14 protein-coding genes are annotated in these 15,217 nt (G+C 39.8%); 8 read left to right on the forward strand and 6 right to left on the reverse strand.

Annotation, left to right across the window (positions count from 1 at the left end; all coding sequences use genetic code 11):
* Positions 1-62 precede the first annotated feature (62 nt).
* The 3 genes from FTU37_RS09775 to FTU37_RS09785 form a co-directional block, all read right to left on the reverse strand.
* The gene (locus tag FTU37_RS09775) at positions 63-1,928 is read right to left on the reverse strand and encodes a SurA N-terminal domain-containing protein (protein ID WP_180090032.1); all 1,866 of its coding nucleotides are present in this window, start codon (positions 1,926-1,928) and stop codon (positions 63-65) included.
* Positions 1,929-2,060: 132 nt separating this feature from the next.
* On the reverse strand, positions 2,061-2,333 hold the full coding sequence (locus FTU37_RS09780; protein ID WP_078188662.1) for an HU family DNA-binding protein: 273 nt from the start codon (positions 2,331-2,333) through the stop codon (positions 2,061-2,063).
* A 166-nt stretch (positions 2,334-2,499) separates the two neighbouring features.
* The gene (locus tag FTU37_RS09785; RefSeq protein ID WP_180109197.1) at positions 2,500-2,970 is read right to left on the reverse strand and encodes a phasin family protein; all 471 of its coding nucleotides are present in this window, start codon (positions 2,968-2,970) and stop codon (positions 2,500-2,502) included.
* Positions 2,971-3,177: 207 nt separating this feature from the next.
* On the opposite strand from FTU37_RS09785, the gene FTU37_RS09790 reads away from it, so the two are divergent.
* The 8 genes from FTU37_RS09790 to fdx all read left to right on the forward strand — a co-directional run bounded on the left by FTU37_RS09790 (position 3,178) and on the right by fdx (position 9,353).
* A complete protein-coding gene (locus FTU37_RS09790; protein ID WP_180004651.1) occupies positions 3,178-3,825 on the forward strand; it encodes a hypothetical protein in 648 nt (215 codons plus the stop codon).
* A gap of 112 nt (positions 3,826-3,937) precedes the next feature.
* Entirely contained in the window at positions 3,938-4,411 is a 474-nt protein-coding gene (locus FTU37_RS09795; protein WP_078188665.1) for an Rrf2 family transcriptional regulator, read from the forward strand.
* 1 nt (position 4,412) lies between these two features.
* A complete protein-coding gene (locus tag FTU37_RS09800; RefSeq protein WP_078193480.1) occupies positions 4,413-5,630 on the forward strand; it encodes an IscS subfamily cysteine desulfurase in 1,218 nt (405 codons plus the stop codon).
* A 104-nt stretch (positions 5,631-5,734) separates the two neighbouring features.
* Positions 5,735-6,121 carry a Fe-S cluster assembly scaffold IscU gene (gene iscU / locus FTU37_RS09805; protein ID WP_078188667.1) on the forward strand — a complete coding sequence of 129 codons (387 nt, stop codon included), beginning with the start codon at positions 5,735-5,737 and terminating at the stop codon, positions 6,119-6,121.
* A 37-nt stretch (positions 6,122-6,158) separates the two neighbouring features.
* Positions 6,159-6,479 carry an iron-sulfur cluster assembly protein IscA gene (iscA, locus tag FTU37_RS09810; RefSeq protein WP_078188668.1) on the forward strand — a complete coding sequence of 107 codons (321 nt, stop codon included), beginning with the start codon at positions 6,159-6,161 and terminating at the stop codon, positions 6,477-6,479.
* A gap of 104 nt (positions 6,480-6,583) precedes the next feature.
* Positions 6,584-7,099: a Fe-S protein assembly co-chaperone HscB gene (hscB, locus tag FTU37_RS09815; protein WP_078188669.1), complete on the forward strand. Its 516-nt coding sequence runs from the start codon at positions 6,584-6,586 to the stop codon at positions 7,097-7,099.
* A 39-nt stretch (positions 7,100-7,138) separates the two neighbouring features.
* On the forward strand, positions 7,139-8,998 hold the full coding sequence (gene hscA / locus FTU37_RS09820) for a Fe-S protein assembly chaperone HscA (protein ID WP_180124257.1): 1,860 nt from the start codon (positions 7,139-7,141) through the stop codon (positions 8,996-8,998).
* Positions 8,999-9,014: 16 nt separating this feature from the next.
* Positions 9,015-9,353, forward strand: a complete 339-nt coding sequence (fdx, locus tag FTU37_RS09825; protein ID WP_078193483.1) for an ISC system 2Fe-2S type ferredoxin — start codon at positions 9,015-9,017, stop codon at positions 9,351-9,353.
* Positions 9,354-9,527: 174 nt separating this feature from the next.
* On the opposite strand, the gene FTU37_RS09830 is transcribed toward fdx, so the two are convergent.
* The 3 genes from FTU37_RS09830 to mfd all read right to left on the reverse strand — a co-directional run bounded on the left by FTU37_RS09830 (position 9,528) and on the right by mfd (position 15,181).
* Positions 9,528-10,994, reverse strand: a complete 1,467-nt coding sequence (locus FTU37_RS09830) for an adenylate/guanylate cyclase domain-containing protein (protein ID WP_180124258.1) — start codon at positions 10,992-10,994, stop codon at positions 9,528-9,530.
* 61 nt (positions 10,995-11,055) lie between these two features.
* A complete protein-coding gene (locus FTU37_RS09835) occupies positions 11,056-11,490 on the reverse strand; it encodes an HIT domain-containing protein (RefSeq protein ID WP_067762788.1) in 435 nt (144 codons plus the stop codon).
* Between the two features lie 223 nt (positions 11,491-11,713).
* Positions 11,714-15,181, reverse strand: a complete 3,468-nt coding sequence (gene mfd / locus FTU37_RS09840) for a transcription-repair coupling factor (protein WP_180124269.1) — start codon at positions 15,179-15,181, stop codon at positions 11,714-11,716.
* Positions 15,182-15,217 lie beyond the last annotated feature (36 nt).

Consider the following 15,217-nt stretch of genomic DNA (forward strand, 5'->3'; position numbering starts at 1 on the left):
ATGCATTAAACTTAAACATAAAAAAACCAGCTCGAAAGCTGGTTTTTTTAAAGCTGCCTTAATTATTTAATTTTGGCATGATCTTTTAGATAACGTGTGTAGTCATCAAATTCTTGTTGACCACGAAGCTGTTGATAAAGTTTTGTTAACTCATCTAACTGCTCACCCGTTAATGCCGCATCAGATTGTTTGTTCACTGCAGTCACAGCAACCACAACCAATTCATTTGGTAGATTAGTCGTAGTAACAGACCAATGACCTGCTTTCGGCGCTTTTACACTAAATGCAGCACGTTGAATTTCGCGTTTTAACAAACCATCCGCACGAGTGAATGTACCCGCATTTTCAAAGTTTAAACTGCCTTTTGCAACTGAAGCAGCAGGTTTTGCAGCAAACTCTTTTAATGTCGCTTGAATCTGGGCTTTTGCAGCATCAGACGCTTTCTTTTCAATCAACTGAGTTTTCACATGCGCTTTCGCTTCAGCTAAGGTTTGAACACCCGCAGCATGATAGTTACGCACTTTCACCCAAACCACATCACCGTTTTTCAACTGAATGCTCGATGAAACATTACGTTCACCATTTTTAACATCATCGTTAAACAATTTAACTTTGACGTTTGCATCACTTAAAACTGGATGTTGCGATGCTAATGTTAAGCCATTCAATGATTGTACTTTTACGCCTTTCACTTCTTGACCCACGACATCAAGGGCATCACTGCTCACGACCATGTCATTGAGGCTGTTTACAGTGTCAGAAAAAACATTGGCTTTTTTCGAAGCAGCAACTTCAGCTTGTAGACGTGCTTTTTCTTGTTCAAATGAAGCCACTTTTACAGCTGGTGCCACTTTTTCGATCAAGTGATAACCACTGTCTGTTTTCACTGGAGCAGTCACTTGACCAGCTAGAGCACCTTCAACTGCAGCATCAAACGCATCACCAAACACACCTTTTTCATAAGCAACCAGTTCACCACCTTTTGCTTTAGATTCCGGATCTTCAGAGAATTGCGCTGCAGCTTGGTCAAAGCTTAAACCCGCTTTAATTTTAGCTTGAACACTTTCAGCCAGTTTTTTAGCTTCGGCATCTGAACGACTGTCTGCAGTGATCATGATGTGCTTAACGAGTGGTTTAACTGACTTCTGTGCATTCTCAACAAAGCTGTTATACGCTTCTTTCAATTCAGCATCAGTTGCAGCTTCTACAGGTGCAGTAATATTGGCAGGTGTTAATACGACAAAATCTGCATCAATACTGGTTGCTTGCTTAAATTTGTTTTTATGCTGCTCATAATAAGCGGCAATTTCGGCATCAGATACTTTTACATTTTTCTTGTAATTTTCAAGATTAATGCTCGCCAACTGAATACTACGTTGTTCCGTTTGTAAGTTCGCAATTTGCAAGATATCAAGCTTACTCACCAATGCATATTCCATAAATGTTGTAGACAACATTTTTAAAGCATGGTCTTTACGTAAGTTATCAATGAATGTGCGGTTCGTCATACCAATCGATTCGAGGTATCTCCCAAACGCTTCATCTGAAAATTGACCATTGACTTGGAAGCTTGGCTGCTGATGAATCATTTGCACAATTTGTGCATCACTCAAGCTAATGCCTAATTTATCAGCTTGTTGCAATAACAATTGGCGTGAAACCAAAGTATCCATCGCTTTATTGCTAATGAAATTTTGATTCAATAATGTTTCATCACCCTGAGCATATGCCAGATATTGTTCTTTTAATGAGTTCGTCAGTGCTTCGAGTTCTTTTTGAGAAATTTCAGTACCGTTTACAGTCTTTGCTGCATCTTTAGATCCACCACTAAAATATCCTTCAATACCTACAAGTGCTAAAGGGGTCAAAAATAAAACGAGCAAGACCTTGCCCAGCCAACCCTTAATGACTTTACGAAACGATTCCATAAGTATTCCAATATTTTATTTGCGGTGAATTTTAACCGAAAACCCGAGATGAATGAATGCGATATATCAATTAATCACATTTACCAATAAAAAACGCGCCAAATAATGGCGCGTCTCATGTGCTTAATAAGATTAAGCTACAGAATCTTTCAAGCCTTTACCAGCTTTGAAGCTAGGAACTTTGCTTGCTTTGATTTCTAAAGTCGCACCAGTTTGTGGGTTGCGACCAGTACGTGCAGCGCGTTCTTTAACGCTGAAAGTACCGAAACCAACTAAAGTAACTGTATCACCAGCTTTTAATGCATTGGTAACTGCAGCAATTGTAGCATCTAAAGCTTTACCGGCATCGGCCTTAGATAATCCCCCATTTTCGGCAATTGCATCAATTAATTCTGATTTATTCATGAAAATTACGTCCTCTTAATATCGTTTATTTAAGGTTCAAGAATTTGTATAAAACGCCATAACGCCTTTATAGCAATGCTTTAGGGTTAAACGCAATACTCCTCAACCTCTTTTTATAGAATTTTTTGACGAAAAAAACCTTGAAAATTCGATAATAGTAAAAAAGTTAGTGTTTTTTTAGTATTTCGGACCTCAGTTGGGCATTTTCTTCGGCCAATTGGTCAACTTTAGTATGTAATTGAAGTATAAGCCTTTCTAAGTGCTGTAAATCCTTTACAGTCACCAATCCTAAACGGTTTAAAGAATGATTAACACCATTATCTAAAATTTTTTCTACTTTATCTTTCGTATCAGTTACAGATTCTTTGGCTTTTTCTGAAACTTTTTCGACAGTTTGATCTGCAATATCAATCGTTTTGGACTCAAGCTCCTCTCCAACTTTGACTAAAGAGTCAAAAAGCTTATTTCCTTCACCCTCAGCACGTGAAAAAGCACCTAATCCAGCCAACCAAATCTGTTTGGTATATTTGCGAAAATCCATTTTAGAGCGACGATCAGAATGACTACGTACGCGAGTTTTAGCCGGCTTTTCTGATGTTTCTTGTGCATCGTCAATTATGCTTTCTGTATTTTCCATAATCCGCACTTCTCCTGATTATTTTATGTGCACAGCAACATGTGATTCTTCATTTTAACAACATAATAGCAAACATATGACTTGATAGATTGATTAAACTGTTCTACAAAGCTGGTGAATTACCAACTTTTTGGTATATTCTAAGTTCCTCTAGAGCAGGATGCTCAGTTTCCAGTGCTTTCAGATTTTAACAAGGACATTTTTTTTATGAGTGATACGCAACAAACACAAGCTCAACCACATTTGTTGCTTACTATGACCCTGATTGTTTTAGAAACGATTTTTACTTTCATTTTAAAACATGACCGTGTTGTAGCATTACAAGCTAAAAAATTTGTTGATCAAAAAGTCGCACTGAAAATAAATAGCTACATCCCTTATTTTGATTTTTATGTTCAGTTTACTGAGCACGGTATTCTGTTCGACACGAAATCTCCAGATAAAGCCATCGACCTTGATGTCCGCACGACACTAATAGATTTGGTAAAAATTTTTGTATTTGGTAATCGTAAAAGCATCAAAACCATGCGTATCGATGGTGATGTGGTTCTAAAAGATGAATTTCGTGATCTGGTTTCATTATTTAGTGTGCCCAAAATTTTATCTGACTGGAAACACTGGCTGTCTGAACCTGTCGAAGAAAACGATATCGTTGCGTCAAAAAAACGTATTGCCCCACTTTTAGAAAAAATCGAACAGCAACGCTCTAAAATCAACACACTGCAAGTTGAAGTTAAACAATATAAAAACCGTATTAAGCGTATCGAACGTCGTCAAAAGCGGATTAATATCGCTTTTAGTCTAATATCTGTTCTTTTAATAACGTTATTAGTGTATAATGTGTGGTTCAAATAAATACATAATTTTTCAGACAAAATAAAACAAATAAACAATCTCAAAAAAACTTGACTATTTTAGTCAGGATTCATAAAATCTGCACATCTAGACTTAACATGTGTATCGAATCATGCGCTTAACAACTCGCGGTCGCTACGCAGTGACTGCTCTACTTGATCTAGCTTTGCAGCCAACTGAACAAACGATCACTCTTGCAGAAATTGCAGCTCGTCAAACCATTTCAGTGGCCTATCTTGAGCAGTTATTTGCAAAATTAAAGCGTCACGGCTTAGTTTCCAGCATCCGTGGAGCAAACGGTGGTTATCACCTTGCTCGTAGTGCTGAAGACATCACTGTTTTGGAAATTATTGAAGCTGTAAATGAAACAGTTGATGCAACCCGTTGTGACCACAAAGGCAACTGCCAAAATGGTGCAATGTGCTTGACTCATGATTTATGGCAGGAACTCTCCCACCACATTGCCGATTATCTTGCAAAAATCACCCTTGCTGACCTTGTAGCACGCGATAACGTTCAAACCGTATCTATTCGTCAAAATTCAGCAAACTTTGATTCAGCCCTTTTATCGGTTACAGGTATTTGACATGAAGCGTCCTATTTATCTTGACTATGCAGCAACTACACCTGTAGACCCTCAAGTCGCAGAACGTATGATGGAATGTCTAACGTTTGACGGTACTTTTGGTAATGCAGCTTCTCGTTCTCATGCTTACGGCTGGCAGGCAGAAGAAAAAGTAGAATATGCACGTGAACAAGTTGCTAATCTAGTAAAAGCTGATCCACGCGAAATCGTTTGGACATCTGGTGCAACTGAATCTGACAATCTTGCGCTTAAAGGTATTGCTCAGTTCTATGCATCTAAAGGCAAGCACATTATTACAAGTAAAATTGAACATAAAGCAATTCTTGATACTTGCCGCGAGCTTGAAGAAGAAGGCTTCGAAATTACTTATCTTGAGCCAGAAGCAAAAACAGGTTTAATCACACCTGAAATGGTTCAAGCAGCCCTTCGTCCAGATACAATTCTTGTATCTTTGATGATGGTGAACAATGAAATCGGTACAACTACAGATGTAGCTGCAATCGGTGAATTGACTCGTGCAAACAAAACTTATTTCCATGTAGATGCTGCGCAAGCTGCAGGTAAAGTAGAAATTGATCTTTCAACAATGAAAGTTGATTTGATGAGTTTCTCTGGCCACAAAATCTATGGTCCTAAAGGTATTGGTGCTCTTTATGTACGTCGTCAACCACGTGTACGTATTAAAGCGCAAATGCACGGTGGCGGTCATGAACGTGGTATGCGTTCAGGTACGCTAGCGACTCACCAAATCGTGGGTATGGGCGAAGCGTTCGAACTTGCTGGCAAAAACCTGCATGCTGAACAAACTCGTATTCGTGTACTTCGTGACAAACTTTGGAATGGCTTGCAAGATCTTGAACAAGTCTTCCTCAACGGTCACCCAGAATACAACGTTGCAAACTATCTAAACGTCAGCTTTAACTTTGTTGAAGGTGAATCGTTAATGATGGCACTTAAAGATTGCGCAGTATCTTCTGGTTCTGCATGTACATCAGCAACTTTAGAACCATCTTATGTACTTCGTGCATTGGGTCTTTCAGACGAATTGGCTCACAGCTCGATTCGTTTCAGCTTTGGTAAATACACCACTGAAGCCGATATTGACCACGTACTTGAAATTACCAAAGCAGCAGTTGAAAAACTACGTGATCTTTCACCGCTTTGGGACATGTACAAAGAAGGTATCGACCTTAATTCTGTAGAATGGGCTGAACACTAATTCATCCCGGTGAGATAGCTTTTATTTTAAGGCTATCTCATTGATTAACGTAATTTCACCCCCATATTAATCTTAAGGCTGACCCCGAGGTTTGGAGAAGCATCATGGCTTATAGCGAAAAAGTAATTGATCATTACGAAAACCCTCGTAATGTTGGTGTTTTAGACAAAAATGCAGAAAACGTTGGTACAGGTATGGTCGGTGCACCAGCTTGTGGCGATGTTATGCGTCTACAGATTCAAGTTGATGACAATGGCGTAATTGAAGAAGCTCGCTTCAAAACTTACGGTTGTGGTTCAGCAATTGCATCTAGCTCATTAGTAACAGAGTGGCTAAAAGGCAAAACTCTTGATGAAGCTCAAGCAATTAAGAACATTGATATTGCAACTGAACTTGCACTTCCACCAGTAAAAGTACACTGCTCTGTACTTGCTGAAGATGCAATCAAAGCTGCTGTAGAAGACTACCGTAGCAAGAAAGTAAAAGCTTAATTGTTTACGTGTTTTAAAAAAGATTAACGGAGTTTTCATGATTCATTTAACTGAAAATGCTGCAACTCATATCAGCAATTACATCAAGAATCGCGGTAAGGGTGAAGGCATTCGCGTTGGCGTGAAAACTTCTGGCTGTTCTGGTTTAGCTTATGTACTTGAGTTTGTCGATGATATTGACACGCATGACCAAGTATTCGATCAGTTTGGCGTAAAAGTATTCGTTGACCCAAAAAGCTTAGTTTATCTCGAAGGTATGGAGATGGACTATGTGAAAAATGGATTAAACGAAGGTTTTGAATTTAATAACCCAAATAAAAAAGGCGAATGTGGCTGCGGCGAATCGTTTACGGTTTAAGCCTTTTCCACGCTCCTTTTTCGCATTAAAACAGTGTAAAATTCACTGTTTTAATTGCATTTAAAGCAACACTTTTTGCACCTCTATTGCGGACACCATCTCCCATGAATCATTTTGAGTTGTTTAACTTACCTGTAGCACTCGATATTGATTTAGCAGTTTTAAAATCTGAATTTTTAAAGTTGCAGCAACAATATCATCCAGATAAAGCCGAAGACAAAGATCTAGCCCTGATTAAATCCAGTGAGATTAATCAAGCATTTAAAGCTTTATCCAATGTTGATAGCCGCGCTGCATATCTATTAAGTCTCAAAAAACAAGATTATCACCTTGATCAATCAATTAGTGATTTTGAGTTCCTACAAGATGCCTTAGAAATTCGTGAACAGTTAGATGAGGCAGGCTCTGCTGATGACCTCACTTCACTTAAAACTGAAGTTCAGCAATGGATTGACGGTTTGGTTCGTGAATTCAAGATTGATTATGACGACGAAGACTGGGCTGAAGCACGTGATACCGTACGTAAATTACGCTTCTTCCAAAAAGTAATGGCTGACATCGATAAAGCTGAAGATCGCTTCTTAGACGACGATAGCTTTGATTTAGACGATGATTTTTAATTTATTTTTTATATTTGACGTTCAAAGGATGTAACACACATGGCTCTCTTGCAAATTGCAGAACCTGGTCAATCAAGTGCGCCGCATGAACACCGCATCGCAATTGGTATCGATCTTGGGACTACACACTCTTTAGTAGCCACGGTACTTTCTGGTAAAGCGAAAGTGCTTAACGATGAACATGGTCGTGTGTTACTCCCTTCTATTGCACACTATGGCGAATCCACTACGCAATATGGTGACGACGCAAAGGCATTCTTAACGACTGATCCTAAAAACACCATCGTTTCTGTAAAACGCTTTATGGGTCGCTCTAAGGCAGATATTAAATTCCAACACCCGTACAACTTAGTCGGTGAAGCGAATGAAATGCCTGCTTTTGAAACTGCACAAGGTCGCAAAACACCAGTTGAAATTTCTGCTGAAATTTTAAAACAACTTAAAGACCGTGCAGAAAGCAGCTTAAACAATCCAGTAAATGGTGCTGTCATTACTGTGCCTGCCTATTTTGATGAAGCACAGCGTCAAGCAACGCGTGATGCAGCACAGCTTGCAGGCTTAAATGTACTCCGTCTTTTAAATGAACCGACTGCTGCGGCAGTGGCTTATGGCTTAGACCAAGACACCAATCTTGCACATGATCAAAACTATGTGATCTACGATCTGGGTGGTGGTACTTTTGACGTTTCAATTTTACGTTTCTCTCAAGGTGTTTTTGAAGTTCTAGCAACTGGTGGCCACACAGCGCTTGGTGGTGATGACTTAGACCGTCTGATTGTAAAATGGGCAAAAAAACAACTGAACATTGAAACTTTAGATGATGCTGAATATGCGCATTTCATTGTTTCTGCACGTAAAGCAAAAGAAGCTCTAACCGAGGCTAAATCTGTAGAGCTTAAAGTTCTTGATCAATCATTGACTTTAGACCGCCCTACTTTTGAATCAATCATCAAAGTTGCTTTGGATAAAACCATCAGCGTTTGTAAACGTGTCATGCGTGATGCCAAGCTTGAGCTCAGCGATATTCAAAATGTGGTATTGGTCGGTGGTTCTACCCGTTCATATGCTGTGCAAAAAGCTGTTCAAGATGTCTTCAATCAAGAACCACTCTGCACAATTAACCCTGATGAAGTTGTGGCTATTGGCGCGTCGATTACAGCAAACCAACTTATTGGTAACTCTAAAGATGGTTCATTGCTTTTAGACGTCACTCCGCTTTCTTTAGGTTTAGAAACCATGGGCGGTTTGGTTGAGCGCCTTATTTCGCGTAATACAGCCATTCCAGTGGCGCGTCGCCAAGAATTCACAACCTATCAAGATGGTCAAACAGCAATGTTGATTCATGTTGTACAAGGTGAACGTGATCTGGTTGAACATTGCCGTAGTTTAGGTCGTTTTGTACTTCGTGGTATTCCACCGATGACTGCAGGTCAAGCACGTATCGAAGTGACTTTCCAAGTTGACGCAGATGGTTTATTGACGGTGTCAGCCAAAGAAACCACTTCTGGTGTGCATGCTCAAATTGACATCAAACCTTCTTATGGTTTATCTGATGCCGACACTGAACGCTTACTGGTTGATGGTTATAAGTTTGCTGAAGAAGACAAAAACTTACGTCATCTTCAAGAAACCAAAGTTGAAGCAAAACGTGAACTTGAAGCACTTGATCAAGCACTTAAAGTGGATGCTCAACTCCTCAGCCAAGAGCAACTCAGTTCCCTCACTTCTGCACGCAGTGTTTTAGATGCTGCACTTGAAACGACAGATATCAAAGCTATTGAACATGCTGTAGAACAGCTTAAAATACATAGCGATGCATTTGCTGCAGCTCGTATGAATCAGCACATTGATGCCGCACTGAAAGGCACAAAACTCGATGACTGGTCAAACTCAAATTAATTTATAGGTCAAGATTATGCCACGTATTAAAGTACTGCCTCACGCAACAATCTGCCCAAACGGCGCTGAGTTTGAAGTCGAATCAAATGCTAACCTTTGCGAAAGCATGTTAAAAAACGGCATCAAAATTGAGCATGCATGTGATATGTCTAAAGCATGCACCACTTGCCATGTGGTTGTACGTAAAGGTTTTGATGGTCTAGATGAAATGGATGATGTCGAAGCAGATCTTCTCGATCGTGCTTGGGGGTTAGAACCAGACTCTCGTCTGTCATGCCAAGTAAAAATTGAAGATGAAGATTTGGAAATTGAAATTCCCAAATACACCATCAACCATGCTTCAGAAAATCATTAATTTATAGATAATTTTCTATAATCAAAAAGCCAGTTCATCGTAACTGGCTTTTTATGCATAAAACTATTCAACAATTCAAAAAAAAGAAGACGTTTTGATAAAAGAATGAATTGAGTTATTTTTACAATTTAAGGCAATACGATTAGATCTAATTTATATAATGTATATGTGAAATTAAGAGTGCGATTCAGTTTTTTTGACTTCTTCGATCACTTCATCTTCTAAATTCAGTTTTACGATACCAGCAGAGTTGGTCATTCTTTGCTGAGTTTGTAAGCGTTGAATCATACGTTCTAAAACATGTATTAGTTCAGGATATTCAAAGTTTTGCACTTCATCTAAGTTCAATAATAGATTGAAGCCTTTATATTCGTAATCGAACCAACGTTGATAATCTGTTTTCTGTGAGGTGTATTTTTCCATCACTTGCCAAGTACGTACTGGGCCTTTGATACCTTTTAAGAAGATCGGTGCTTTAGGTGCACATAAATAGTCATTTTTCACTAAATGATGCGTATCGTCTGAAATCAAAATTTCATCGACTTCGGCAGCACTCTGTAATCTTGCAGCCAAGTTGGCATCACGACCCACGATGGTATAAGCCATACGGTGAGCCGCACCATAGTTCCCAACGTGGCAATACCCTGTAGAAATACCCATACGAATGTGTAGCGGCGGATAACCCATTTTAATCCAGCGTTCACGTAGCAACTTCATTTGCTGACGCATGACGATTGCCATCTCTAAACAGGTTTTTGCATCTTGCTCTACACCTTGGCTATGTGGATCACCAAAGAAAATTAGAATTGCATCACCCATAAATTTATCGACAGTCGCTTCATACTGTTTGGCAATCTCAGTCATATGACTCAAATAGTCATTGAGTAGAAATGCTAAATCGTCTGGGATTAATGTTTCAGAAAGTTCTGTAAACCCTTGGATATCTGAAAAGAAAATCGTGAGTTTTTTACGTTTATATTCGATTTTAGCTTCAGACTCACCTTTCATAATCGATTGCCAAAGTTGCATTGGCGCATAACGACTCAGCTGATTGGCGAATTCCATATAACGATTCATCTGATCATAATAATGGTTCTTTTTATTACTTAGAGACTGAACTTGGGTGTGCTGATAAAAAGTTCCTACACTGAAATAGGTAATGAGGCACAGAAAACCAAGTACGGTTAATTCACTGCTGGTTGACTCGAAATATTCTTGGAAACCAAAGACATAAATATTACATAAATAAAATACAGTGACGCCCACAATCCCTGCCAAGGACATCATTAAAAAATTGATTTTGTTATAAATGGTTGTATATAGCAGCGCAAAGACCGCAAGAAAGGTTAAAACGAGGCTTAAATGTACTGCAGACATCAGTACAGCAATAACGATGATATCGATCAGAAAAAGTACATTGCGTTTAACTTGATTGCTATATCGATAAATTAGCCAATGGGAAAACTTAGGAACAACTAAAATCAGAAAAAATAAAAATGCAGGAATGTAGATTTGATAATGCGTATCTGGTTGGGTGTAGTGATAGACAACAATCACCAAAGACAGCATGATATATCCCATCAAACGATGAAAATATTCAAACTGTTTAGGCTCTTTGCTGATTAAATTGTCTAACGGCACTCGATCGCCCCCATACGGACACTCATTCTTCTACTATCCTGATATTGTCCGTAAATCGGGATTAGTCCATACGCCAATCAAAAGGCATATCGCCTTGACCACGTAGTGCAAGCATTAGTGTTTGGCGCATGTGTGCCAAGACATCATTGTTATAAGGAACTGCTGGCGTACCCCAAACTGGTTTCGGCCAAGCCACATCATTTTGATAACGAACAACATGATGAAAATGTAATTGTGGAACCATATTACCCAATGCAGCTACATTCATTTTGTCTGCACGGAATACACGTGACAATTGGCTTGATAACCAGCTTGATTCACGTAAAAACTGCTCTTGGTCTGCCTGACTTAATTCATAAAGCTCTGTAATTCCCGGAACACGTGGAATCAAAATAAGCCACGGGAATTGCATATCATTCATCAAACGACATGTTGACAGAGGAAAGTCGCCTACATAAAACGTATCTTGAGCAAGTTGTGGATGTAAACTAAACATATCTTTATAAATGATGCAAAATTAGAATGATGGCTAATACTATCACATCCTTATGGGTGTGAATATTCTGTACAGAACGTTTCATTACAAATAAACTGCATTTGAATAAAACGTTGCGTGCTTATGACTCTAATAAATTTTTCAAAAAAATCAAGCGTTTCTTCTATATAAAAAACACTCATGAAAATCTACTCATTCTAAACAAGCAATTTATACGCCAAATCTATTGATTTGGCGCCAATTCCTTCAGCAAACTGTCTAATAAGTCATTTATAAATTGAATGCGTTTGTCATATTCTTCGAGCATGACCATCACTTTTAGACGCTGTCCACCTTCCATTCGGAAGAAAGTCGGATGCTTTTGCATCATTTGAATGATCGATATGGCTTGAACTGGTGTATCTGGCGAGAACTCAATACTGCCGCCATGTGAGCTGATATCAATTTTTGTGATACCCAATTGTTCCGCTTTTAAACGCAACTGATGGACAGAGAATAATTGCTTGACTGCTTGCGGCGGCAAGCCGAAACGATCAATTAACTCCATACGAATGTTATCGAGTTTCTCTTGAGTATCCGTATTACTAATGCGTTTATAGAACAATAACCGTTGATGTACATCACCTAAATAATCATCTGGAATTAAGGCTGGCATGTGCATGCTAATTTCAGCCGTTAATGACAATGGAGAGTCAAAGTTAGGCGTTTTACCTTTTTGAATGGCTTTGGTGGCTTTTTTAAGCATTTCCATATACAGGCTATAACCGATGGTTTGCATTGAGCCACTTTGCTGTTCACCCAGCAACTCACCTGCGCCACGAATTTCTAAGTCTTCTGTAGCCAACATGAAGCCCGCACCCAAAGTCGATGCACGAGAAATGGCATCTAGGCGTTTTTCAGCATCACCCTTTAAGCCTTTGAGCGAAGGTACAAGTAAATAGGCGTATGCTTGATGGTGCGATCGACCGACACGACCACGTAATTGGTGCAACTGCGCAAGTCCCAGTTTATCTGCACGCTCAATCAAAATGGTATTGGCGTTTGGCACGTCAATCCCAGTTTCAATAATGGTTGAACACACCAGCACGTTATATTCTTTGTGATAGAACTGCTGCATGATTTGCTCTAGCTCACGCTCACGCATTTGACCATGTGCTACCGCAACTCGGGCTTCAGGAACCAATTCACGTAGAGTTTCTGCCGTACGTTCAATGGTCTCGACTTCATTGTGTAAGAAATACACTTGCCCGCCACGTAATAGTTCACGCAAGATGGCTTCTTTAATCGAATCCCCAGTGTGTTCTTGCACAAAAGTTTTCACAGCAAGACGACGGGCAGGTGGCGTTGCAATAATAGATAGATCACGCATACCACTAAAAGCCATATTCAGCGTACGTGGAATAGGCGTTGCAGTTAGCGTTAGCATATCAACATCGGCACGTAAGGCTTTAATTCTCTCTTTATCACGTACACCAAAACGGTGCTCTTCATCCACGATCATGAGGCCGAGATTTTTAAATTGCACACTTTCCTGCAAGATTTTATGTGTGCCAATCACAATATCCACTTTGCCTTCTGCGAGGTCTTCAATGGTTTTGGTATGTGATTTTGATGAACCAAAGCGTGAAAGGACTTCAATACGTACAGGCCAGTCCGCAAAACGGTCTTTGAAAGACTCGTAGTGCTGCTGCGCCAACAACGTGGTTGGCACAAGTACAGCCACTTGTTTGTTATTTTGTACTGCCACAAATGCAGCACGCATGGCCACTTCTGTTTTACCAAAACCGACATCACCACAAACCAAGCGATCCATCGGCTTCGCTTGTTGCATGTCATACAGTGTCGCTTCAATAGCATTGGCTTGGTCTAAAGTTTCTTCATAGGCGAAGCCACTGGCAAACTGCATATACAGACTTTGATCCAGTTCAAATCCATAACCCGGCTTCGAGTGACGACGGGCTTGAATATGTAAAAGTTCTGCCGCCACATCATGGATCTGCTCTAAAGCCTTGCGTTTGGCTTTAGACCATGCATCTGTGCCCAATTTATGTAATGGTGCTAGATCTGGGTCACCACCACTGTATCGGCTAATTAAATGCAGGTTTGTTACAGGGACATACACCTTAGCTGCATCGGCATAGTCTAACTGCAAAAACTCATGGTCTTGGTCATCGATACTCAAGGTAATTAAACCTGCATATCGCCCCACACCATAATCAATATGAACCACAGGTGCGCCAATACTTAGCTCGGTTAAACTACGAACAAGAAACTCTTCTGATACTTCCTGTTGGCGTTTACGACGACGTTGAACCACACGGTGTTCATAAAGCTGATTTTCAGAAATTACACTGAGTTTGTCAGTTAGCAATAAACCACGATCTAAGGGCGCATTAGTGATCGCAATCGCATGCATAGAATGCATAAAATCATCAAAACTTTCGACCGTCGGGATATCACCCAAACTTGGACGCAATGCATCTTTTAAGGTTTCACGTCTACCTGCGCTTTCAGCCACCAATAACACTGGATAATTTGCCGCATCTATATATTGCTTAACCGCAGAAAATGGCTTTTCACGTTTTGGATCGACAGGTAAACGGGGTGGAATCTCAGCTGCAAGATTGATCACGCCATTGCGTTCATCAAAAGCCTCAGGCGAAGCCACGATACGACGGCAGAGATTTAATTGTTCTAACACTTGATTTGGTTGTAGGAAAATCTGCTCTGGCGGCAAAATCGGTTGGTCGACATTATGACGACGGTCTTCATAACGACGCACAATGTCTGACCAAAACTGAATCAATGTGTCATCTATGGCTCTGTCTGTAATGACAATGCCATTCTCAGGTAAGTACGAAAACAGGGTACTTTGCTCTCTCATGGCTTGTTCAGAGAAGAACAACGGAAAATAAAACTCAATACCCGGTGAAGCTATACCATCTTGTACATCTTGATAAATTGGGTTTTTCTTTGGATTTGCTGTCGGAAAATTTTCCGCATATCGATCACGAAACAGTGAACGTGCTTCTTTTAATGGAAATTCTTTTGCAGGTAAAACCGTAAAATAATCTAAGTTTTGGGTGGTTCGCTGAGTTTCAGGATCAAAGAATTTGAGGGTATCGATTTCATCATCAAATAAGTCAACACGAATCGGTGAACTTTGTCCCGAAGCGTAAATATCCATGATGCTACCGCGTACTGCAAATTCACCATGATCATAAACGGTATCCACCAAGTGATAGCCCGCTTGTACTAATCTTAATTTTTGTTGTTCGATATCAAATTTTTGACCCACTTTAATATCAAAGTGTTCACCTAATACCCAAGATGCCGGTGCAACTCGCTGCGCTAAAGTTGTTGCTGAAACCAACAACACACCTTGCTGTGGCATATTAGACAAAATCGCCAAGCGTTCAGAAACAATGTCTTGATGTGGCGACAGCCGGTCATAAGGTAAAATTTCCCAATCTGGGAAAATAGTTGGCTTAATTCCGTAAAATTCCAGCTCACTTTCTAACTGCCCGAGATGCTGATTATTACGTGCAACAATCACAAACAACTGTTTGGATTGTTTGCTAATTTCTTTAAATAATAATGCAGCAGATGAGCCTTGTAAGTTTCCGACCCACCGCTTTTCGCCAGCTTTAAGCTGTTTAAGATTGAGTTGTGAAATTTCTTGCTGGAACATGATGTAAATAGCTTTTAATGTTTTAATCACTTGGTG

The organism is Acinetobacter sp. YH12097, from assembly GCF_013419225.1.
Taxonomy (GTDB): Bacteria; Pseudomonadota; Gammaproteobacteria; order Pseudomonadales; family Moraxellaceae; genus Acinetobacter; species Acinetobacter amyesii.